22 protein-coding genes are annotated in these 20,207 nt (G+C 69.8%); 13 read left to right on the top strand and 9 right to left on the bottom strand.

Annotated elements, in window-relative coordinates; genetic code table 11:
- Positions 1-34 precede the first annotated feature (34 nt).
- Positions 35-655 (top strand): phosphatase PAP2 family protein, encoded by a 621-nt coding sequence (locus ACIBL3_RS09955; RefSeq protein ID WP_396352908.1) that lies wholly within the window; start codon positions 35-37, stop codon positions 653-655.
- A 4-nt stretch (positions 656-659) separates the two neighbouring features.
- Here ACIBL3_RS09955 and ACIBL3_RS09950 read toward each other — a convergent pair whose 3' ends face one another.
- Genes ACIBL3_RS09950 through ACIBL3_RS09940 form a run of 3 tightly spaced genes read right to left on the bottom strand, consistent with a single transcriptional unit; the run spans position 660 to position 3,752 of the window.
- Positions 660-1,949 carry a cation:proton antiporter gene (locus ACIBL3_RS09950; protein WP_396352907.1) on the bottom strand — a complete coding sequence of 430 codons (1,290 nt, stop codon included), beginning with the start codon at positions 1,947-1,949 and terminating at the stop codon, positions 660-662.
- Positions 1,949-2,554 (bottom strand): hypothetical protein, encoded by a 606-nt coding sequence (locus ACIBL3_RS09945; RefSeq protein WP_396352906.1) that lies wholly within the window; start codon positions 2,552-2,554, stop codon positions 1,949-1,951. The genes ACIBL3_RS09950 and ACIBL3_RS09945 overlap by 1 nt, the downstream gene beginning before the upstream one ends.
- Positions 2,555-2,564: 10 nt before the next feature.
- On the bottom strand, positions 2,565-3,752 hold the full coding sequence (locus ACIBL3_RS09940; RefSeq protein ID WP_396352905.1) for an AI-2E family transporter: 1,188 nt from the start codon (positions 3,750-3,752) through the stop codon (positions 2,565-2,567).
- A gap of 200 nt (positions 3,753-3,952) precedes the next feature.
- On the opposite strand from ACIBL3_RS09940, the gene ACIBL3_RS09935 reads away from it, so the two are divergent.
- Genes ACIBL3_RS09935 through ACIBL3_RS09915 form a run of 5 tightly spaced genes read left to right on the top strand, consistent with a single transcriptional unit; the run spans position 3,953 to position 8,294 of the window.
- Positions 3,953-4,471: a hypothetical protein gene (locus tag ACIBL3_RS09935; RefSeq protein WP_396352904.1), complete on the top strand. Its 519-nt coding sequence runs from the start codon at positions 3,953-3,955 to the stop codon at positions 4,469-4,471.
- Between the two features lie 11 nt (positions 4,472-4,482).
- Positions 4,483-6,078 (top strand): phospholipase D family protein, encoded by a 1,596-nt coding sequence (locus ACIBL3_RS09930; protein WP_396352903.1) that lies wholly within the window; start codon positions 4,483-4,485, stop codon positions 6,076-6,078.
- Between the two features lies 1 nt (position 6,079).
- Positions 6,080-7,183 (top strand): hypothetical protein, encoded by a 1,104-nt coding sequence (locus ACIBL3_RS09925; protein WP_396352902.1) that lies wholly within the window; start codon positions 6,080-6,082, stop codon positions 7,181-7,183.
- Positions 7,184-7,239: 56 nt separating this feature from the next.
- Positions 7,240-7,824: a hypothetical protein gene (locus ACIBL3_RS09920; RefSeq protein ID WP_396352901.1), complete on the top strand. Its 585-nt coding sequence runs from the start codon at positions 7,240-7,242 to the stop codon at positions 7,822-7,824.
- An 8-nt stretch (positions 7,825-7,832) separates the two neighbouring features.
- Positions 7,833-8,294 carry an RDD family protein gene (locus ACIBL3_RS09915; protein ID WP_396352900.1) on the top strand — a complete coding sequence of 154 codons (462 nt, stop codon included), beginning with the start codon at positions 7,833-7,835 and terminating at the stop codon, positions 8,292-8,294.
- Here ACIBL3_RS09915 and ACIBL3_RS09910 read toward each other — a convergent pair.
- Positions 8,291-10,900, bottom strand: a complete 2,610-nt coding sequence (locus ACIBL3_RS09910) for a LuxR C-terminal-related transcriptional regulator (RefSeq protein WP_396352899.1) — start codon at positions 10,898-10,900, stop codon at positions 8,291-8,293. The two genes, ACIBL3_RS09915 and ACIBL3_RS09910, sit on opposite strands and share 4 nt — an antisense overlap.
- A gap of 262 nt (positions 10,901-11,162) precedes the next feature.
- On the opposite strand from ACIBL3_RS09910, the gene ACIBL3_RS09905 reads away from it, so the two are divergent.
- The 5 genes from ACIBL3_RS09905 (at position 11,163) to ACIBL3_RS09885 (ending at position 14,142) form a co-directional block, all read left to right on the top strand.
- Positions 11,163-11,432, top strand: coding sequence for a hypothetical protein (locus tag ACIBL3_RS09905; protein ID WP_396352898.1), 270 nt, complete (start codon positions 11,163-11,165; stop codon positions 11,430-11,432).
- On the top strand, positions 11,416-11,682 hold the full coding sequence (locus tag ACIBL3_RS09900) for a hypothetical protein (protein ID WP_396352897.1): 267 nt from the start codon (positions 11,416-11,418) through the stop codon (positions 11,680-11,682). The genes ACIBL3_RS09905 and ACIBL3_RS09900 overlap by 17 nt, the downstream gene beginning before the upstream one ends.
- 100 nt (positions 11,683-11,782) lie before the next feature.
- Entirely contained in the window at positions 11,783-12,238 is a 456-nt protein-coding gene (locus ACIBL3_RS09895; RefSeq protein WP_396352896.1) for a DUF6325 family protein, read from the top strand.
- Positions 12,239-12,248: 10 nt separating this feature from the next.
- Complete coding sequence (locus ACIBL3_RS09890) at positions 12,249-12,560, top strand: SHOCT domain-containing protein (RefSeq protein WP_396352895.1); 312 nt, start codon at positions 12,249-12,251, stop codon at positions 12,558-12,560.
- Between the two features lie 4 nt (positions 12,561-12,564).
- Positions 12,565-14,142, top strand: a complete 1,578-nt coding sequence (locus tag ACIBL3_RS09885) for an MFS transporter (RefSeq protein WP_396352894.1) — start codon at positions 12,565-12,567, stop codon at positions 14,140-14,142.
- Here the strand turns inward: ACIBL3_RS09885 and ACIBL3_RS09880 are convergent.
- Positions 14,126-14,662, bottom strand: coding sequence for a potassium channel family protein (locus ACIBL3_RS09880; RefSeq protein WP_396352893.1), 537 nt, complete (start codon positions 14,660-14,662; stop codon positions 14,126-14,128). The two genes, ACIBL3_RS09885 and ACIBL3_RS09880, sit on opposite strands and share 17 nt — an antisense overlap.
- 262 nt (positions 14,663-14,924) lie before the next feature.
- Here ACIBL3_RS09880 and ACIBL3_RS09875 point away from each other — a divergent pair, with 262 nt between their 5' ends.
- Positions 14,925-16,298, top strand: a complete 1,374-nt coding sequence (locus ACIBL3_RS09875) for a DUF2252 domain-containing protein (protein ID WP_396352892.1) — start codon at positions 14,925-14,927, stop codon at positions 16,296-16,298.
- A gap of 11 nt (positions 16,299-16,309) precedes the next feature.
- On the opposite strand, the gene ACIBL3_RS09870 is transcribed toward ACIBL3_RS09875, so the two are convergent.
- The 4 genes from ACIBL3_RS09870 to ACIBL3_RS09855 all read right to left on the bottom strand — a co-directional run bounded on the left by ACIBL3_RS09870 (position 16,310) and on the right by ACIBL3_RS09855 (position 19,516).
- A complete protein-coding gene (locus tag ACIBL3_RS09870) occupies positions 16,310-18,445 on the bottom strand; it encodes an alkaline phosphatase family protein (protein WP_396352891.1) in 2,136 nt (711 codons plus the stop codon).
- A complete protein-coding gene (locus ACIBL3_RS09865) occupies positions 18,442-18,699 on the bottom strand; it encodes a hypothetical protein (RefSeq protein WP_396352890.1) in 258 nt (85 codons plus the stop codon). Before ACIBL3_RS09865 ends, ACIBL3_RS09870 begins: the two co-directional genes overlap by 4 nt.
- Positions 18,696-18,953, bottom strand: coding sequence for a hypothetical protein (locus ACIBL3_RS09860; protein WP_396352889.1), 258 nt, complete (start codon positions 18,951-18,953; stop codon positions 18,696-18,698). The genes ACIBL3_RS09865 and ACIBL3_RS09860 overlap by 4 nt, the downstream gene beginning before the upstream one ends.
- Positions 18,954-19,024: 71 nt before the next feature.
- The gene (locus ACIBL3_RS09855) at positions 19,025-19,516 is read right to left on the bottom strand and encodes a DUF1269 domain-containing protein (protein WP_396352888.1); all 492 of its coding nucleotides are present in this window, start codon (positions 19,514-19,516) and stop codon (positions 19,025-19,027) included.
- Between the two features lie 193 nt (positions 19,517-19,709).
- Between ACIBL3_RS09855 and ACIBL3_RS09850 the strand changes: the two genes are divergently transcribed.
- Positions 19,710-20,204 (top strand): DUF6069 family protein, encoded by a 495-nt coding sequence (locus tag ACIBL3_RS09850; RefSeq protein ID WP_396352887.1) that lies wholly within the window; start codon positions 19,710-19,712, stop codon positions 20,202-20,204.
- Positions 20,205-20,207 lie beyond the last annotated feature (3 nt).

Genomic DNA, 20,207 nt, shown 5'->3' with positions numbered 1-20,207 from the left:
TGTTTGCCAAGAACAACGACTTCGAGTTCACGTGGTGACCGAAGCGAGTTCGACCTCGCCTGCTGACAGCCGTCCCGGGTCCGGGCCGCTGCGCCGCCTCGAGGCCTGGGACCACGCGGTGTTCCGGTCGGTGGCGCGGATGTCGACGCCGGTGCTGGACGAGCCGCTGCGGCGGGCGTCCGACTTCGCCAACTTCTCCAAGCCGTGGTTCCTCGTGGCCGGCGCCCTCGCGCTGTTCGGTGGCCCACAGGGTCGGCGCGCTGCCGTGACGGGCCTCAGCGCGATCGGGGTCGCGTCGTTCGTGGTCAATCAGCCGATGAAGAGGGCGGCGAGAAGACGGCTCCGGCCCGACCGGGACGACCACGGAGTCCCGGTCCAGCGATGGGTACGGATGCCGTCCTCTGGATCCTTTCCGTCCGGACACTCCGCCTCCGCAGCGGCCTTCGCCGTCGCGGTAGGAGGCGTCCTGCCGGCGCTCCGGCCGGCCCTGCGGGCGTCAGCGTCGGTCGTCGCCTTCTCCCGGGTGTACACGGGAGTGCATTACCCGAGTGACGTTCTGGTCGGGGCGACCGTCGGCGCGCTGTCCGGGCGAGCGGCCGCGTGGCTCGCGCTGCGCCGCCGGCCACCCTCCGCAGCAGTCGAGAAGAAGACTTGACCCTTCACCTCGTGCTGGAACCGAGCTGATGATGGGCAGGGCGTCGTGACCGCGGGCCGGGGCTCACCTCGTCGCCGGCTTGCTCGTGGCGGACGTACCGCCTGCCGAGCGGCCCGGCCGAGACACCGTGCAGCACCACACTCAGCAACACGGTGAGAGACACCGCGGCGACAGCACGTTCCACCAACTCGGTTTCGCCCAGCTCCTCGACCGCGAGCAGCGCGAACACGACCGACGCCAGGCCCCGGGGACCGAACCATCCCACGAAGCCGACGGTGCGCAGGTCCAGTCCCTTCCCGATCAAGGCCAGGGCTACCGGCACCATCCGGACCACGGTCAGGCTCAGTACGGCGTACGCGAGCAGCGGCCAGCCGAAGTTGTGCACGGCGATCGGCACCAACGCGGCTCCGAACAGGAACCAGACGACGAACGCCAGGATCTCGCCGAGAAGTTCCGGCGGTTCGACGGCGTCGTCCGCGTCGAGCACCTCCTCGTCCAGTCCGGCCCGGAAGGCCAGTCCGGCCAGGAACGCCGCGATGAATCCGTTGCCGCTGAAGGCGATCGCGAGGGCGAAGCTGCCGAGCGCCGCCGCGAGCGTGCCGAGTCTCAGGGCACCGCGACTGGTCCAGCGCCGCTGCGAACCGAACATCAGGAGCCTGGCGCCTCCCAGGCCGATCACCAGACCGACGGTGACGCCGACCGCCAGCTCCACCAGCGCGCCGCCCCCATCGGTGGAGGTCCCGTCCGGGCGTGCGGTTCCGAGTTCGGCGGCGGCGACGGCGAGCGTGAACGTGACGACCGGCGTGACGATGCCGTCGTTGAGTCCACTCTCCACGTTCAGCGCGCGACGCAGGCGCATGGGGATCCGCTCGTCGTTGATGACCTGTGCACTGAGAGCGGCATCGGTGGGGGCCAGCGCGGCGCCCACGAAACCTGCCAGAGCCCAGGTGAAATCGTCGAAGAACCACGCCGCCAGCAACGATCCGAACACCACCGAGAGCGGGAGCCCGATGCCCAGCAGACGCCCGGGGAGATAGATGTCGTGCTTCAACCGCGAGATGTTGACCCGGGCCGCGTCGGCGAACAACAACAGCGCGAGGGTCAGCTCCGCGGTCAGGTGGACCGACGGGGTGCCGACGTCGAGCGTCAGGGGTCCCCAGTCCGGGTTCCCCAGCACGAAGCCGGCGACGGTGAAGACCAGCGGACCGGTGATGTTCGCCCTCGCCAGCAGGTCCGAGGTCACGGCCCACGCCAGGACGAGCAGCGCGAGGACCGCGAACGCGGCTTCGGTCATTACCGCGCCGGCGCGTGCCGCCGCGACCAGCGGCTGCGGCGGCAGAGCGCACGGACGTAGAAATCGCCCAGTTCGTAGTGCTGCTCAGGTGAGCTGGGCAGTGACTCGGCCGAGCCGAAGGTGACGTCCTCGATGGTGAGCCGGGAACCTCGACTCAGGGCGTCGTGGTAGCCGACCAGCCGGTCGTTGACGCGCAGGTACGTCTTGCCGCTGGTGTGCCAGTCGAAGCGCAGATCAGCGAACCGGCTGATGGAGTTCGGCAACTGGCCGATGTCGTGCCAGATCCGGTGCAGCCGGACCCGGACCAGCGCCTGGAAGGCCGTCAGCGGTTCGAGCCGGAGGTCGAACGAGTTCCCGAGGCGAAGGATCCGCAGTGATGAGGTGACGGCTGGATCGGTCTGCCTGATCCGCAACCTGCAGCTGAGCCCGACGACATCCACCAGCGGGGTGTCGAGGACGTAGTTCAGACCGCGGCCGGGCGCGATCAGCACGGCGCCGTCGGACGGCTGCAGGGCGGGCGAGCCTGGTGACAGGCTGCCGGGCAGGCCTTGCAACGCCTGGACGTCGTGGTCCGGGAACTCGTTCAGCAACACCGAGCGCCACATGGTGATCTCCTCATCCGGCTTGCTCCGCGGCGACTTCGCCGGGCGGGACTTCGCCGGGCGGGACTTCGGCAGGCTCCACGGCCGGGGCATGCTCCGGCGGTTGGCCGCCGGAGATGAGGCCGCTGAGCCAGCGGGTGGAGGGGTCGGCGTCCAGGAGCAGGGCCTTGACCAGGAGCGACAGCGGGATCGCCAGTACGGCGCCCACCGGGCCGAGGATCCAGGCCCAGACGATCAGCGAGAGGAACGTCAGCGTCGTGGACAGGCCGACCGCGTCGCCGACGATCTTCGGCTGGATGATCGACTGGATGATGAAGTTGATGACGCTGTACGCCACGATCACCCACAGCAGGGTCGCCCAGCCCTGGTCCAGCAGGCCCAGCAGCGCGGGCGGCACCACGCCGATGAAGAACCCGACGTTCGGGATGTAGTTGGTGATGAACGCGAGCAGTCCCCACAGCCAGGGCAACGGGATGTCCAGCAGGTAGAGGACCCCGACGTCGAAGATCGCGACGATGAGGCCGAAGACGGTGGACACGATCAGGTAGCGGGTCGTGTTCCGGGCGAAGCCGGCCAGCGCGCCGATGATGTCCGGCCGAACCCGCGCCGCCTCGCCCAGGCGGTCCGCGAACGGGGCCGCGTCGATGCACATGAAGAACAGGACGACGACGATGAGCCCCAGGCTCGAGACGACCCCGAGCAGTCCGGTCAGCCAGCCTTGCACGACACCGAACAGCTGGCTGAGATCGATCTGTTGCAGTGCGGCCTCGAGCTGATCGGCGCCCACGCCCCGGTCGGCCAGCCAGCCGCGAGCATCGTTCACCAACTCGTCGAACTTCTCCTCGTACGTCGGCAGCAGAGTCGCCAGCTTGGCCACCGAGTAGCCCAGCGCAGCAGCCATTCCGAGGAGGAAGACGTAGACGACGACGAGCGCGATCACGGCGGCAAGCCACCCCTTGACTCCGCGCCTGACCAGCAGCCGGCGCAGCGGGCTCACCGCGATCGTCAGCACGAGCGCGAGGAAGACCGGACCCGCGATGTGCGAGAACCCGCGCAGCCCGGCGGCGGTCAGTACGGCGCCCGCGGTGCCGAGCAGGACGACGACCCCACGCGGCAGCGCCCAGGCGGCCGCGGCTGGATCCACTTCCGGATCTGCTGCCGGAACCCGGCCGTCGGGTGACTCCGTGGAGCCTGCGGACATCGCAACCCCCTCTCGCCGACTCACCCGGGCTTCGAAGATCACTCAGATCGTCCTGGGCAGCATCACCCACCCCGGATGATCCTCGGCCGCGTCGGTGTGGCGCTGGGTCATCCGGTCGGGGTGAGGCGGCGCCGGAGGTCGCTGCGAGACGCTGCCCCTGATTCCGTGACGAGCTAGAGCGGCCCTGCGAAGGAGGCCGGATGGGTGACGGGTCGCAGGCCGGCGCCGCCAGAGCGAACCAGGATCGGCAGCCGTCCGATTACGCCGGGGCGATCTACGGATCTCTGCTCGCGGCGTCGGTGGTGGCCGGTACCGGTCCCGGGCAGGAGCCGCCACACCCTGGCGAGCTGATGGTGCTGCTGCTCGCGACCGGCGTGGTGTTCTGGCTGGCCCATGTGTACGCCCATCTGGTCGGCGAGCACTCGACCCGAGCACTCATGTCCTGGCGGGAGTTCCGCGTCGCGGGCCGGCGGGAGTGGCCGATCGTGCAGGCCGCCGTACCTCCCGCGGCAGCCGCCGGCATCGCCGGGCTGCTCGGGGTGCCGGACGCCGGCGCTGCCTGGCTGGCGCTCGCGGTGGCCGTCGGATCTCAGTTGGGGTGGGCGCTGTACGTCGCCGCCAGAGCCGGCGCCACCTGGACCCGCCTGGTTGCCGCGGGGGTGGTCAACCTCGTCCTGGGCCTGGTGATCGTCCTGCTGAAGGCCGCCTTGACGCACTGAGAGGTGTCACGATGATCGACCAGACCGCCGGGAAGTGGTTCCTCCGACCGGACGAGCGCGGCAACCCCGGCACGGACATCGACCGGATGGGCGACGTGGACGGGTCCTGGATCGAGGGCAACCTGGTGCGGCCGCTGATTCACGGCGCGACCTACTTCCGCCGGCTGTACGAGGAGCTGTGCGCCCTGCGGTCCGGCGACCGGGTGTACTTCACTGACTGGCGCGGCGACGCGGACGAGAAGTTGCTTCCGGACGGCCCGACGATCGGGACCGTACTGGCCGATCTGGCTCGGTCGGGGGTCGAGGTCAGAGGACTGCTGTGGCGCTCGCACTCGGACCACCTGCACTTCAACGCCCGGGAGAACCAGCGGCTGGGGACGAAGCTGAACGAGGCCGGCGCCGAGGTCCTGCTCGACCAGCGGGTCCGGCGGATGGCGTCGCACCACCAGAAGCTGTTCGTCATCCGGCACGCGGGCCGGCCCGAACTGGATGTCGCCTTCGTCGGCGGTATCGACCTGTCCCACCAGCGCCGCGACGACGGCGACCACCGGGGGGATCCGCAGCAGGCGCCGATGGATCCCAGGTACGGCGACCGCACGCCGTGGCACGACGCGGCGCTGGAGATCCGCGGACCGGCCGTCGGCGATCTGCTCCGCACCTTCTGCGAGCGCTGGGACGACGGCAATCCGCTGGACCGGCGGACGCCGCACCGGATGATCGTGCAGCGGCTCGCCCGGATGCCACGCCATCCGCAGCCGCTGTCCGAGGCGTTCCCCGATCCGCCGCCGGCCGGACCGCACGCCGTTCAGGTGCTCCGCACGTACGGCCACAAGCATCCCGGCTATCCGTTCGCGCCCGACGGGGAGCGGAGCATCGCCCGTGCGTACGCCAAGGCGTTCAGCAATGCCCGGAGCCTGATCTACGTCGAGGACCAGTACCTGTGGTCCGAGCTGATCGCCCGCGGGCTCCACGACGCCCTGGATCGGTCGCCCGAGCTCCGGCTGATCGTCGTCGTACCGCGGTATCCGGCCGACGACGGGGCGCTGAGTGGACCGCCGGCCCGCTTCGGCCAGTTGCGCGCCGTGCGGATGCTGCGGCGGACCGCGCCCGGGCGGGTCGGGATCTACAACCTGGAGAACGACGCGGGGGCGCCGATCTACGTCCACTCGAAGATCTGCATCGTCGACGACGTCTGGTTCACCTGTGGCTCGGACAACTTCAACCGCCGGTCCTGGACCAGCGACAGCGAACTCACCTGCGCCGTCCTGGACTCGACGGTCGAGCACGGCGACCTCGTTGCCGACGGCACCCGGCGGCTCCCGCGGGAGCTGCGGCTGGAGGTGTGGTCGGAGCACCTCGGCCGGACCCGGCGCAGCCTGGCGAAGCTCGACGCGCAGGCCGGCTTCGACCTGTGGCAGCGGACCGCGGCCGACCTCGACGCCTGGTACGCCGGAGGCCGCAAGGGCGCACGGCCACCCGGGCACATCCGCCCGCACGTGACCCAACCCGTGTCCCGGTTCCAGGCGTTCTGGGCGGAGCCGCTCTACCGGGTGATCTACGACCCCGACGGCCGTCCGCGTCGGATGCGCCGGCGTGGGGAGTTCTGACATGGGGAGTTCCGACGTGGGCGCCGAGGTGCTGTTCTGGTGCGTCGTCCTGGCGCGCTTCGCGCTGCCGCTGCTGATCCCGTCGTTCCCGCTGCCGGCGATCCTCGCCTGCCTGCTGCTCGACGGTGTCGACCAGACGATCTTCCAGCTGTTCGGGTACGACCCGCCGTTCTACCAGAGCTACGACAAGGCGATGGACGTCTTCTACCTGTCCATCGCGTACCTGGCCAGCCTGCGGAACTGGACCAACCCCTCGGCCGTCCGGGTCAGCCGCTTCCTGTTCTTCTACCGCCAGATCGGCGTGGTGGCCTTCGAGCTCACCGGCGCGCGGTTCCTGCTGCTGCTGTTCCCGAACACGTTCGAGTACTACTTCATCGCCTACGAAGGGGTTCGCACCCGGCGGAACCCGCTGCGCTACGCGCTGAAGTTCTGGATTCTGGTGGCCGGCGGGATCTGGATCTTCGTCAAGCTGCCGCAGGAGTACTGGATCCACATCGCCCAGCTGGACCTGACCGACACGATCCGGGACGTGTCCTGGTTCCTGCCGGCGCTCGCGGTCGCCGTACTCGCGCTGCTCGCGGTCCTGTACTTCGTCGTTCGCCCGCGACTGAGCCCGCCCGACTGGTCCTGGCGGTTCCGCGCCGACCCGCTGCCCGAGGGGATCGACGAGGCCCAGGAGCGCGCCGCGTACCAGGCCGCGCACCGGAAGGTGTTCGACACCACGACCCTGGAGAAGGTCTTCCTGATCGGCCTGATCAGCGTGATCTTCGGTGAGCTGCTGCCCGGCGTCGAGACGACCAGCCTCCGGATGTTCCTCGGGATCGCCGTCTTCGTGGTGATCAACTCGGCGATCGGGCTGTGGGCGGCGCGGCGAGGCTACTCCTGGAACTCCGCGGTGGTCTCGTTCGCGGTCGTTTTCGCGACGAACGTCGTACTGGTCGTGCTGGCCGACGTATTGCTGTCCCGGGGACCCGGGCGGATGGAGTTGGCGGACGCGCTCTTCTTCGTGTTCCTGTTCAGCATCCTCATCACGCTGTACGACCGGTACCGCCCGATCGCCGGCTACCGCAAGCAGTCCGTCGACCGGACCGAGGCCGAGCGGTGACGCTCTCACCCACGGTGGATGAGGTGAGGCCAGACGGCCGGACGCAGCATGGTCGCGTGGGTACAGCAGAGCAGTCCGAGATCCCGCCTGGTGCCGAGAACCCGGCGGACGCGCCGGCGTCGCAGGGCCTGGACGCGATCCTCGTGCTGGACGCGGCAGTCGGGGCCTCCGTGCTGGCAGTGGCCGTCGCGCAGACGGTCGGACGCCAGGTCGGGGAGGTGCTCAGCCCGGTCGGACGCCGGGTCGGTGGAGCGCTCAGCCCGGTCGCCGTCGTGATCCTGCGGCCGCCGATGGTGGCGGAGCGGTACCAGGCCGCCACCTGGCTCGCAGAGCTGGCCCGGCGCGGGGGCCAAGGACGTGCGGAGCTGACGCGTCAGCTGTCGGCCGCGCTGGACCGGATGGTTCCCGCGGTGGCGGCGGAGGTGCTGAAGCGGGTCGACGTGGCCGGGATGGCCGAGGGGATCATCGCCGAGGTCGATCTCGCCGAGATCATCCGGCAGTCCACCGGATCCGTCGCCTCCGACACTGTCCGCGGCGTACGGCTGCAGGGCATTTCCGGCGATGAGGCCGTCGGCCGCGTGGTGGCGCGGCTGAGGTGGCGCCGCCGGGCAGCACCCGTGATGACTCCCGCGACGACATGAGGACAGACGTGACCTTGCCGATCGTCCCGAGGGAGGCGCAGCCGTACCAGGGACGACGAGCGGGTCTCGTCACCCGGTCGATCGCCGGTGTGATCGACGGGATCGTCGTGGTGGTGGCGCTGGTGGCCGGCTACGTGGGCGTCAACGGGCTGCTGTTCCTCATCGATCCACGGGGCTTCCAGTTCAGCGAGGCATCGCCGCTGCTCAGCGTGACGACGGGGCTGGTGGTGCTCACGGGCTACTTCTTCGTCGCGTGGTCGCTCACCGGCCGGACCTACGGCTGCCATGTCATGGCACTGCGCGTGGTGGGCCGCGGTGGCAGGCGAGTGCGGCCAATCGTCGCGCTGGCGCGGGCGATCTTGTGTGTCGCGTTCCCGATCGGACTCCTGTTCTGTGCCGGCGGCCGCCGGCACAGCTCGCTCCAGGATCTGGTCCTGCGCACGTCGGTAATCTACGACTGGCGAGCCTAGCCCTCGGGCCGCGAGGGCAGGAGGCCCAGCTCCCAGGCTCGCCGTACGGCCTCGTTCCGGCGTGATGCGCCCAGCTTGCGCAGGATGCTCCGGACATGGCTCCGGACCGTGTTGACCGAGACGTACATGGTGCCGGCGATCTCCTCGGTGGTCAGGAGCTCGGCGAGGTACTCGAGGACCTCCTGCTCCTTGCTGGTCAGTGATGTGGTGATGACCAGCTCGGACCGTGGCACTCCCCAGCGATCGGCGGCGCGGCCGCGGCCCCGATGGGACGGACCGCGCAGCCAGGGGTGCTGTCTCATCAGGTCGCCGCTCGGCTGGAGCAGCGTCCGCAGCGACGGCGGCGCCTCCGTGAACGGACGTCGGAGCTGCTCAGGCGCCGCCATTCTGAGGGCGCGTTCCAGGCAGAGTCCGCCACGGCCGGTGTTCCCGGCGCTGATCGACTCCGCGGCTTGGACCAGCCAGCCGTCCACCTGAATCTCGAGCGGCTCGGTGCGATCGGTGGCCACGCGTGACTGAGCGGGCGGTCGCTGGCCTGCTTCGGCCGCTGCGCGTTGCAGCACCAGGAGGGACGCGGCTTGGTCGCGGCCCTCCGACTGCTCGATCACCCTGATGGCCTCCTGCGGCAGGTGTTGCGACACCAGCAGCTTCGCCTGGTCGACGATCAGCGCCTGGCTGAGCCAGCCACCCTGTGAGCCGTAGCTGCCGCGCGCGGCTCGCAGCTCCGCAGCGGCCAGATCGAGATCGCCACCCGCCCGCAGCAGCCTGGCCCGAACCAGAGCGAGTGCAGCGGCGACGACTCGCGTGTCGTGGGTGGGAACGGCAGCCTCGGCGGCACGGTGCACCAGGTCTTCGGCGCCGGGCAGATCGCCCTGGTCGGTACGCATCCAGGCCTCGGCCACGAGCGTGGCCTGGGGGAGGTCCGGCTGCGCGCCCGATTCCGCGAGCGCGGTCGCCTGCGCGACGACCTCGCCGGCTCGGCGCAGGCGTCCCCGGATCGCCTCGACCAGCGCGGCCATACCGAGGAACTCGGCCAGGGCCTCGTGGGCGCCGCTGTTTTCCGCGATCGCAATACCTTCGTTGAAGGCGTCCAGGGCCGCCGGGAAGTCGCCGCGCCGGAGCAGCGCCCGGCCCTTGCAGCCGACGATCAGCAGCCTGGCTTCCGGATGGGCGACCGCTGAATCCGGTGCTGCAGCCCGGAGCCTGGTCTCTGCGGCCAGGACTACGCTCAGTCCGGTCTCTGTATCCCCGTCGAGGCTGGCGCAGACGGCCTGCAGTACGCCGATGGCCAGTTCGACGGCCTGGCTTCGCGCGGAGACTTCGTGGTCCAGCCAGGTCCTGGCCTTGGCCAGCTCCGACGTACTCCGGTCGACCTCGAACTCGCCGAGCTCCAGCGTGGCCCGGACGACCGCCGCCTCGGGGCCCTCGAGGTCGTCGGGGAACTCGGCGAACAAAGAAGTCAGCTGCCGGCTGCCGTGCCCGACGAGGAGCGCGGCGCAGTCGAGATCGGCCACCAGGTACTGGGCCGCGTGGGACCAGTCACCGGCCGTGACAGCATGATGGATCGCCTCCAACGGCTGACCGTTTCTGGCGAACCAGGCGGCGGCCGCACGGTGCAGCGTGGTGGCGACCGCAGGCATCTCGAACAACATCTCCGCGCGCAGGAACTCGCGGAACAGCGGCTGGTAGCTGTAGCAGTCCGCCGTCCCCGGCACCGGCTGGATGAACGAGTTGCCGTGCGAGAGGAACTGCAGCGACCGGAGGTCACAGGGACGTCCCGTCAGCGCTTCGGCCAGCCCGGGCCGGACCACTTCGACGAGGCTGGTCCGGAGTAGGAACTTCCGCAGCTCCGGCGGTTGCGCGTCGAGCACCTCCGTCATCAGGTACGCCGCCACGTTGCCGGTGTCACCGCGGAACTCCCGGATGACCTGCTCGGGATCGGACTTCCCGGCGAGGTTCATCGCCGCGAACATCAGGCCGACCGGCCAGCCGTCGGTCCGGGCGCGGATCTCGGCGACCTGCGCGTCGGTCAGGTCGAGTTTGAACGTGCGCATCAGCGCCGTGGTCTCGTCCACCGTGAAGGCCAGGTCGGCGGCGTGGATCTCCGCGATCGTGTCTGCCAGCCGATAGAGGTGCAAGGGGAGCGGCGGATCGGATCGCGTCACCAGCACCACCCGGACCCGTCCGGCGTCGCCGCGGATGAGGCGGTGCAGGCTCTGCCCGATCTCCGGCGTGATCGTCAGGTCGCCGCAGTCCACCACGAGCACCAGTGCCTGCTGACCGCTGCGATGTGGCCCGTGCCGGACGTGGTCAAGGACGTCCGCGGGTTCGCTGCCGGCAGCCAAGGCAATCCGCCTGACCACCGCCGACCCCTGGTACTGCTGTGCCCACGACTGCACCAGGATCGTCTTGCCGAACCCGGCAGGTGCGCTGATCAACGTGAGCGGCCGCTGAACCCCGAGGTCCAACCGGTCGACGAGCCGCGGGCGTGGCACAGTTCCGCGCGGGATCACCGAAGCCATCGTCGTGGCCGCGAGGCGACCCGACGGTGCGTCCGGTGAAGTGCGTTGTCTGCTTCCCACCCCTTCGTGCTGATCGCTCGGCATGTCCCCTCCTAGCGATGTGCGACGGCATCACCAAAACGCTGGGGAGGGCGTGCGAAGCGGGTCGCACCCTTCGACGGAATCACGGAAACGCCCATAAAACCAGCGTTTTCTGTCCGATTGCCGAACATTCGAGACGATGCGGTACCCGATTGCAGGGCCGGGCCGAACTCCGGTGGACAGGTTCACCCCACAGGGGTGACGCCGCGGCATCGGACGTTTGCGAGCGTCGAAACGCACAGGGGTGGGGAACGGAGTGGTTTCGATGGTCGATGCGACATACGAGATCCGCGTGGCCGGCGCAGTACCCGAGCAGGACCTCCGAGACATGCGCGCGGAGACGCTGGCGGTCGACCAGGTGAACACCGTCGTCTACAGCATCCCGGACCAGGCCGCGCTCTACGGTCTGCTGGCCAGACTCCGGGCCCTGGGCATCGAGGTCGTCGAGGTCCGCCGGGTGCTGGACCCTTCCGCGACCACGACAGAGTGGATCGACGTCGATCCGGGGAAGGAAGACGATGACAGCAAGGCGTGAGCGCTGCCGCCCGTCGTACCAGGTCGTCGTTCAAGGCGAGCTGAAGCCTGCTCTGCTGGCGTTCTGCGCCGGTCCGCTGGCCGATCACCAGACGTCCGGAGCCTTCCGGATGCGAGTCCGCGAGGACCAGGGCATCGCGGATCTGGTCGCGATGCTGCAGGCCGCGGGGCTGCTGATCCTGAGCATCCGGCAGGTCACGCCGGCCGAGCTCGCGATCCCCGCGACCATGTCCGCCACCGTGCCCGGCTGAGTTCATCCCGCGCGGGTGATGACCGCGTGCCCCGTCGGCGGCAGTGTGGCGACGAACAGGACGCCGGGGTCGCCAGACCCTCGTGGAGGGGTGGAGAGTCATGCCAGAGGTAGACGTTCACGGACCCATCGACTACGTGCTCCTCGAGTTCACCGGCAACCGGCTGACCGGTCGCGCGGCCGAGGAACTCGTGAAGCTCGTCGAGCGCGGCATCGTCCACGTGTACGACGTGATGCTGGTCGGCAAGGATGCGTCCGGATCCACTTACATGGTCGATCTGGCCGAGTCGTCGGGTCCGGCCGGTGGGTTCGCGGACCTCAGCGGCGCCCGGTCGGGGATCCTGGCCGATGACGACCTCGCCGAGGTGGCGGCCGCGATGGAGCCGGGCACCCTGGCCGCGATGATCGTCTACGAGAACACCTGGGCGATCCCGTTCGTCGCGGCGGCACTCGAGTCGGGTGGCCAGCTGATCGCCGGCGGCCGCATTCCGGCCGAGGACGTGATGGCGGCACTCGACGCCCTCGAGGCCGTGGAAGCCATGGAAACCACGAGTTGAGGAGCCTGACATGCCAGGTCTGTTGCGAGGAATAGTACGGACCGCTGCCGTCGCAGGCACCGCCACGGCGGTCCATGGCCGGGTCCAACGGCGTCAGGACGAGAAATTCGCGCAGCGCGACGCCGACACGGCAGCGGCGCGGAACCAGGCCTACGCCGACCAGATGGCGCCGCCCCCCGCCGCCGCGCCCCCGCCTGCCCCCGCGCCGTCGGGCACGTCCGACCGTCTGGAGCAGCTCAAGAGCCTGGGCGAGCTCAAGCAGTCCGGTGTTCTCACCGACGCGGAGTTCGAGGCGCAGAAGGCCAAGATCCTCGCCGGCTGACATCATGGCCGAGGAAGCGGGTGGTGTTCCGGCCGGCACGAAGGCCAACCCGCGGCTTGCGATCCTGCTCGCGATGGCGATGTTCGTGCTCGTCGTCGACACCTCGTTGATGAACGTCTCGATCTCCGCGGTGGTCCGGGACCTCGACACGACGGTGAGCGGTGTCCAGTCGGCGATCGCCCTCGAGGCACTGGTCTCCGCGGCGTTCATCCTGATCGGGAGCAAGGTCGGTGACCTGATCGGCCGCAAGCGGGCGTACCTGCTCGGACTGTGCGGGTACGCGGTCGGCGCCCTGGCCATGACCCTGGCGCAGAGCCTCTGGGCGATCGTCGTCTTCTGGGCCCTGGTGGGTGGTATCGGGGCGTCGCTGCTGCTGCCCGCCATGCAGTCGCTGATCCACGGCAACTTCGAAGGCTCGGCGCAGACGAAGGCCTACGCCCTGGTCGGCGCCGCCGCCGCGCTGGCTGCCGCGATCGGGCCGCTGCTCGGAGGTTTCATCACCACCTTCCTGTCCTGGCGGGTGGCGTTCCTGCTCGAGGCCGTGGTGATCGCGGTCGTGCTCATCGGGCAGGGGCTCATCCATGACGCGCCGTACACCGGATCACGAAAGGTGGACGTGGTCGGCGCCTTCCTGTCGGTGGTGGGGATGGGCGGCATCGTGCTGGGCATCCTGGTGTGGCAGGAAGGCGGCGAGTGGGTCGGCCTGATCCTGGCCATCGGCGTGGTCGGGCTCACCTCGCTCGCCTGGTGGCTGGTGCGACGCAAGCGCCAGGGCAAGCCGACGCTCCTCGACCCGGGACTCTTCAGCTCCGTCGTCTTCAAGCTGGGCGTCTCTCAGCAGATGCTCCAGCAGATCGCGCTGGGCGGCGTGATGATCGCGCTGCCGATCTATCTGCAGATGGTCCTGGAGTACAACGCGATGGAAGCCGGTCTTTCCATCGCGCCGCTCTCGCTCAGCATGTTCGGGATGGCGATCCTCGCCGAGAAGCGGGCGGGACGGCGCCCGCCGGGCACCATCGTCAGGTGGGGATTCACGCTCCTGACCATCGGCCTGGTGCTGCTGCTCCCGATCGTGCCCCGGGCCGACTCCGGCTGGGCCCTCGTCGGGCCGCTGCTGCTCGCGGGCACCGGTCTGGGCCTGCTCGTGTCCCAGCTCAACAACTACACGCTGTCGCCGATCTCCCAGGAACGAGTCAGCGAGGCGGCCGGCGTCAACTCCGCGGCGGGCTCGTTCGGACTCTCCTTCGGTCTGGCGTTCGCCGGCGCGATCATGCTCGCAACGCTGTCCTTCACCTTCACCAACCTGGCGGAGTCGAGCACCGTCCTGCAGCCGGCGCAGCAGGAGCAGGTCGCAGCCGCGCTGGAGGAGGACGCGGAGGTGATGACCAACACCCAGCTCGAGGAGCTGCTCGCCACGCAGCCGCCGGAGACGCGCGCGGAGATCATCGACATCAACACCACCGCGCGCCCGATCGCCCTGCAGGTGGCGTTGTGCATCCCGATTCTGGCCGGGCTCGCCGGCCTGGTGAACTCGTTCCGGATGGTGCGCCTGCAGCGGCAGCCGGTCACTCCCGGCGACTGAGGTTGTGCTGGACGGCGCCGAGCAGGATGCGCGCCACCAGGCCGACCAGGATGAGGTCACCGAACATCTGGATGATGCACACCGCGCGCGCCGGTCCGGACACGGCCACGATGTCCCCGAAGCCGACGGTCGCGAAGACGGTCACGGTGAAGTACGCCGAATCGAGCCGGTTGATCGGCTGGGAGAAGCTCGCCGGGTCGGCGTCGGCCATCAGGTAGTAGGTGGTCGCGAAGATCGCGAGGAACAGCGGCACCGACGTCGCCAGCGCGCCGATCGCCCGGACCCGAGGGTAGGGCGAGCGGGCGATGTCGAGGATCTGCCAGCCCAGCACGAGTCCGACGACGACCAGCCCGCCGGCCAGGGCGGCCAGGGGGAGGGCGCTGTCGACCCGCATCGGCAGCAGGAAGTAGCCCGCGACGATGACCACGGACACCAGCAGGGAACGCATCAGCGATCTCGTGGCGAGCCGGCGGCGGCTCCGCGGGGAGAGCTGCCGGTAGTCGGTCTCGGCTCCTTTCACACGTCAAGTCAAGCCCGGACTCGGCGCGGGTGGTTCATCCGGCGGGGGTGATGCTGGTTGGGTCGTCTCCGGTGTTCGGTGGAGCTTTCACCCAGCAGAGCCGGATTGCGTGGGTCGACCCAGGCTGGAGGGGGAAGGCAGCATGAGTGGATCGACGCCGATGGTGACTGCAGCGACCGCCACGCGCACGACTAGGTCCGCCCCTGCCAACCGTGGATCGGCCTACGCCGTTCGTCGTCTCACTCCGTCCGACCATGCCCGGTTGGGACTTGCGGCGCGGGCAGCGCTGCCGCCGCGCGAGCAGGCCGAGCTGGTTCTGCCCGCGGACCGTCCGGACCCGGTCTCGCTGCTCGAGGAGCAGGCCCGGTCCCGCATTCCCGAGCTCGTGCCGGTGCGGCACGGCCGGATGATGGCGTCGCCCTTCGCCTTCTACCGCGGCAACGTGCTCGGGATGGCGACCGACCTCGCCGTGGCGCCGGTGTCCGGCCTCGGGGTGCAGCTGTGCGGTGACGCCCACCTGTCGAACTTCGGGGTCTTCGGATCGCCCGAACGGCGCCTGCTCTTCGACGTCAACGACTTCGACGAGACCATCGGCGGTCCGTGGGAGTGGGACGTCAAACGCCTGTCCGCGAGCCTGGTCGTCGCGGGCCGGAGCAACGGTTTCTCCCGGAAGGAGCGCCGCAAGTGCGTGCTGGAGACGGTACGCCGCTACCGCGACGCCGGCGCCGAGTTCGCGACCATGCGGGCGCTCGACGTCTGGTACGCCCGCGCCGACATCGACGAGGTCCAGGAGATGCTGCGCGCCAAGATGAGCTCGAGCCGGCGCAAGAACGTCGACCAGTCGCTGCTGAAGGCGCGCGGCAGCGGGAGGCTCAAGTCCTTCGCGAAGCTGACCGAGATGACCGACGACGGGGTCCGGATCAAGGCTGATCCGGACTTGCTGGTGCCGATCGCCGAGCTGCTGCCCGACGCCGGTCGCGAAGAGCTCGAGACCGGGATCAAGAACCTGCTGAGCCTGTACCGCCGGTCGCTGCCGGTCGAGCCCCGGATGCTGTTCGACCAGTTCGAGTTCGTCGACCTGGCCCGCAAGATGGTCGGGGTCGGCAGCGTCGGCACCCGGTGCTGGGCCGTGCTGCTGCGCGGCCGGGACGACGGCGATCCGCTCTTCCTGCAGATCAAGGAGGCCGGGCCGTCCGTCCTCAAGTCGAAGGTGCCCACCGCACTCAGGCAACGGTCCGCCCCCCGCAACCACGGGGAGCGGGTAGTGGTGGGGCAGCGCCTCCTGCAGGCGGCCGGTGACATCTTCCTCGGCTGGCAGCGGGTCGAAGGCATCGACGGGCAGACCCGTGACTTCTACGTCCGGCAACTGCGGGACATGAAGGGGCCGGCTGTGGTCGAGAAGATGGACCCGGTCGGGATGATGATGTACGGCCAGCTGTGCGGATGGACGCTGGCCCGGGCCCATGCGCGATCCGGTGACCGCATCGCGCTGGCGACGTACCTGAACAGCGATGACGCGTTCCCCGAAGCGATGGCCGAGTACGCGGAGGCGTACGCCGACCAGAACGAACGCGACTACCAGCTGTTCCTGGACGCCGTGAAGAGTGGCCGGCTGGAGGCCGAGAGCGGTTTGTAGCCTGCCGCCGATCAGGTTCCCGACGTCGCGGTGGACTGGGTGCCTCGCGGCAGGTTCGCTCGCTGCCCGCAGAACTTGAGGATGTCTGTCAGGGCGACGTGCAGGGCGTCGGCTCCGACCACCCGTTCGGTCGGGAACGGCACGTCGACCGGAACGGCGACGAACGCGCGGTCCTGCCAGCCACCCAGCCCGCCGTGGCACCCGACCAGGCCCTCGAAGGCGGCGACCTCCTCGGTGCCGGGTTCCACCAGGCTGTTGACGTAGATGTCGGGGGCTTCGGGTCGCAGTGCCACCCGGCGGACGAAGGCCGGGGCGTTCGGCCCGAACGGCGCCAGCGGGTCGACTCCGTCGACGCGACCGTCGTTCAGCCGGTGCCTGCCCGCGGCGCCCAGCGCGACCGGTCCGGCGACCTCGTCGAGTACGACGACGAAGCCGATGCCCGGATGCGTGACAAGCCCGGCCACCAGTGCGGGATACCGCTCGTCGAGCTGACCCCGGCTCAGTCGCTGCCGTGCACCGCGGACGTAGATGAGTCCGAGGTTGCCGGACCCGAACACATGGAACTCCTCGTCGCCCTCGGCCTTCCCCGTACGGCGGCTGCCGCCCGCGTCGACCGCGTCCGCCTCGTCGTGGCCGCGGCGCTGCATGGCCTCGGAGGCGTTGCGCATCGTCCGGCCGCTGACTCCGCTCCCGGTCGCCAGCTCGTCCACCAGGATCCGGGTCCGGCCCCACCCCTCGACCGGGTCGGACGAAACCGCGACATCAGCCGCGGCCAGGCGCGAGACGACGACGGCAAGTTCCTCGCCGTACCGGTCCGCGAAGACCGTTCCCTGCGCCTGGCCGTGGTCGGACAGGATGACGAAGCGGTAGCGGCGCGGCGCGACGGATGCGATCAGCTCGAGCTGATGGAGTACGCGGTCCACCGACTCCAGTGCCTCGAGGCTTTCCGGGCGCAGGAGTCCCGCGTGGTGGGCGACCTCGTCGTAGTCCACGTAGTCGACGTAGATCGATCTGGTGCCGCGCAGCATGTGCTGTGCGACCAGCGCGGTGTTGAGGTCGCGCAGCGCGCCATTGGTCACCGCGCGCAGGGCTGCCGTCGTCCAGGATCGGTGGCAGCGCGGACGGAGGTCGCGCCGTACGCCGCGACGAGCCTGGAACCGGTCGCGCAGCAGCTCCGAGATCGAGCGGGACAGACCTCGGGTCAGGCCGGTCGGGCTGACGACGAACTGGGCGACAGCCGACCTGGTGATCTCACCGCGGCCGGCTCGCCGGCTCATCGTCAGGGCCGCCTGCGGAGCATCGCCGGTGAACAGGTTGCTGATGCTGACACCGCCGTCCACGAGTAGACCACGCCCGGTCGTCAGAGCCGCCTCGATCACGGCGGCGTCGGCCGGGCGGTTCGCCACCAGGACCCTGTCGTTGGCACGGTCGTACCAGCGGAACGCGGGGATCCCGTCGATCACACCGTGCAGGATGCCCATCTGACTGGCCGGTGTCGTGGCCGGCAGCTTCGGCGTCCACTCGTGCAGCCGGTGACTGCCCGAGCGGATCCAGCGCGTCAGCGTCGGCACTGTCCCCGCCGTGACCGCCATCTGCAGGACCGGGAACGGTACGCCGTCCAGCTGCACGAAGACCACGCCGTCCACGTCGGCGTCGTCGAGCTTCACCGGGCGCCGGCGGCCGGACGCCACGAGCCGCTCGACCAGGGCTTCGTCGGTGCCGGACGTGCTGAGCCAGCCGACGACCGTGCCGACGATGCCGACGATCCAGGCGACGAAGAACGCGTCCCAGAAGCTGTCGACATGCGCTCCCGGCAGCAGCCACGCGGCCACCAGGACGATCAACGCCTGTCCGACGAGCGCGAGGAGCAGTACGCCGATCCAGCCGAGCCGCACGGCTCCCGCCACCAGCAGCGGCTGCAGCGCGAGACCCGCGATCCCCAGTACGACGGCGAATCCGAGCGGACCGAGTGGCCGGTCCGCATGGAATCCGGGCACGATCGCGTCGGCGAGCAGGACCGCCAGCCACGTGGCCACCAGCCACAGCACTGCCGACGCCAGCGACGAGTACCACCGCCGGTGCCGCACCCCATGGGCAAGCCGCCCGGCGAGCTCCGATCGCCGGGCGGAAGGCGCCGGTGAGGTCATTCCGCCGCTCCCGGGCGGCTCGGTTCCGGCGCGGACGAGCGGTAGAGATCCTCGACAACCACTCCGGCGGACTCGAACAAGCCGATCAGGTCCACCAGGTCCAGCACCCGGTCGGCGGGGACCTCCACCCGAATCACCGTGCACGGCTCCATCGCGGTGATCCGCTGTCCGGGGAAGGCCGCCCGCAACAACGGGCCCATCGGGCCGACGACCGTGAACTCGTACGCCGTACAGGCTTTCCGGTGCGCGATCACGGTCCCTCCTCGCCGGGTTCGGTGTCGGCCGGCTGGTCCTCGTCCTCCGGAGCCACCACGGATCGCACCTCGACCAGATCGAGCCCATAGGCCCGCAGCCGCTGCAGGAACCCGTGCAACGCGGCCTGGTCGGTGAACATGCCGGTCAGCACTGTCCGCATCTCCAGGGTCGTGATCGTGACGTCCCCGAGCTGTGGCAGAAGCTCCTCCGGCACCGGTCCGACAACGCGGATCTCGTACGTCGTCAGCGACATAGGGACCATCGCACCGCTGCTGCAGGGGGTGTGTCGTCATCCCTGAGGTATGACCGGGTCGCCCGCAGTCGTTACTGTGCGAGCAGATCCCGAAGCTCCGCCTCCTGCTCGGCCGAGAGGTTGGACTGGATGAGCTCGGCATGGACTCCACGGTCGGCGAACGCGGCCTTCACCTTCTCCGGTACCGCCTGGCTCGACATCACGAACAACGCCGAGGTTCCGGGAGTGATCTTGTCGCGGGCGGACTTGATGAAGTCGTCGTCGATGCCGACGTCGCTCATCGATCCGGCCAGTGCACCGGTCGCCGCGCCGATGGCCGCGCCGAACAGCGGCACGAAGAAGATCAGCCCGAAGAGCATTCCCCAGAACATGCCGCCCATCGCCCCGGCGCCGGCCAGGTTGTGCAGTTGCCGCGTCTTGGGCTTCTTCTTGCCCGGCTCCCACGACACCGTCGCCGCGTCGTGCAACTGGATGAGTTCCTGCTTGGCCAGTGACTCCAACGTGGTGACCGCGTCGTCGGCTGCCGTCGGGCTTTCGAACTTCCACACCGTCAGTGTCGCCATCGTGTGCTCCTTGGATCGGTCGGTACGTCACCTGCAGCCTCGGCCGACGGCGAGGCGACCGCCTCATCCCCACCGGGTGAACGGGCCCGGGGCCTTTCACCCGGCGCGCGGCGAATCATCCCTGCCGGGTGATGCCGCGGGACCGGCGGACTGGCCAAGGTCTGGAGAACGTCGCCGGACAGGAGGCCGACGCATGACCATGCCGCTGCCGTCGCACGCAGCCGACAGAGCGCCGCGGGTGAACGCCGCCCGCCTGTGGGCAGGCGGGGCGGCCACGGCTGTCGTGGCCGCACTCGTCGCAGTCGTGGGGATCCTGCTCGCCCGCAGTGTCTTCGACCTGGCCGTGCTGGCCCCCGAGGGCGAAGGTGTCTGGGGCGACGCCGACACCTGGACGTACGCGGGCTGCGCGGCCGCCGCTGCCCTCGTCGCCACCGGACTCGCGCACTTGCTGATCCTGTCCACGCCCAGTCCGCTCCGGTTCTTCAGATGGGTCATCACTCTCGCCACGTTGGCCGCGATGCTTGCGCCGTTCGCCGCTGAACGCTCCTGGGAGGCCGTGGCGACAGCTGTCATCAACCTGGCCATCGGCGTGACCATCGGCTCGCTCGTGAGCAGCACAGCCCGGAGCGCGACCACGACCGCGCCGACCAGGCCACCGCAGGCCGGTCCCTACCCTCCGGCTGCGTAGCTC

This window comes from Kribbella sp. NPDC050124, assembly GCF_044460355.1.
GTDB lineage: Bacteria > Actinomycetota > Actinomycetes > Propionibacteriales > Kribbellaceae > Kribbella.
This window is presented reverse-complemented; position numbering and strand designations above follow the sequence as displayed.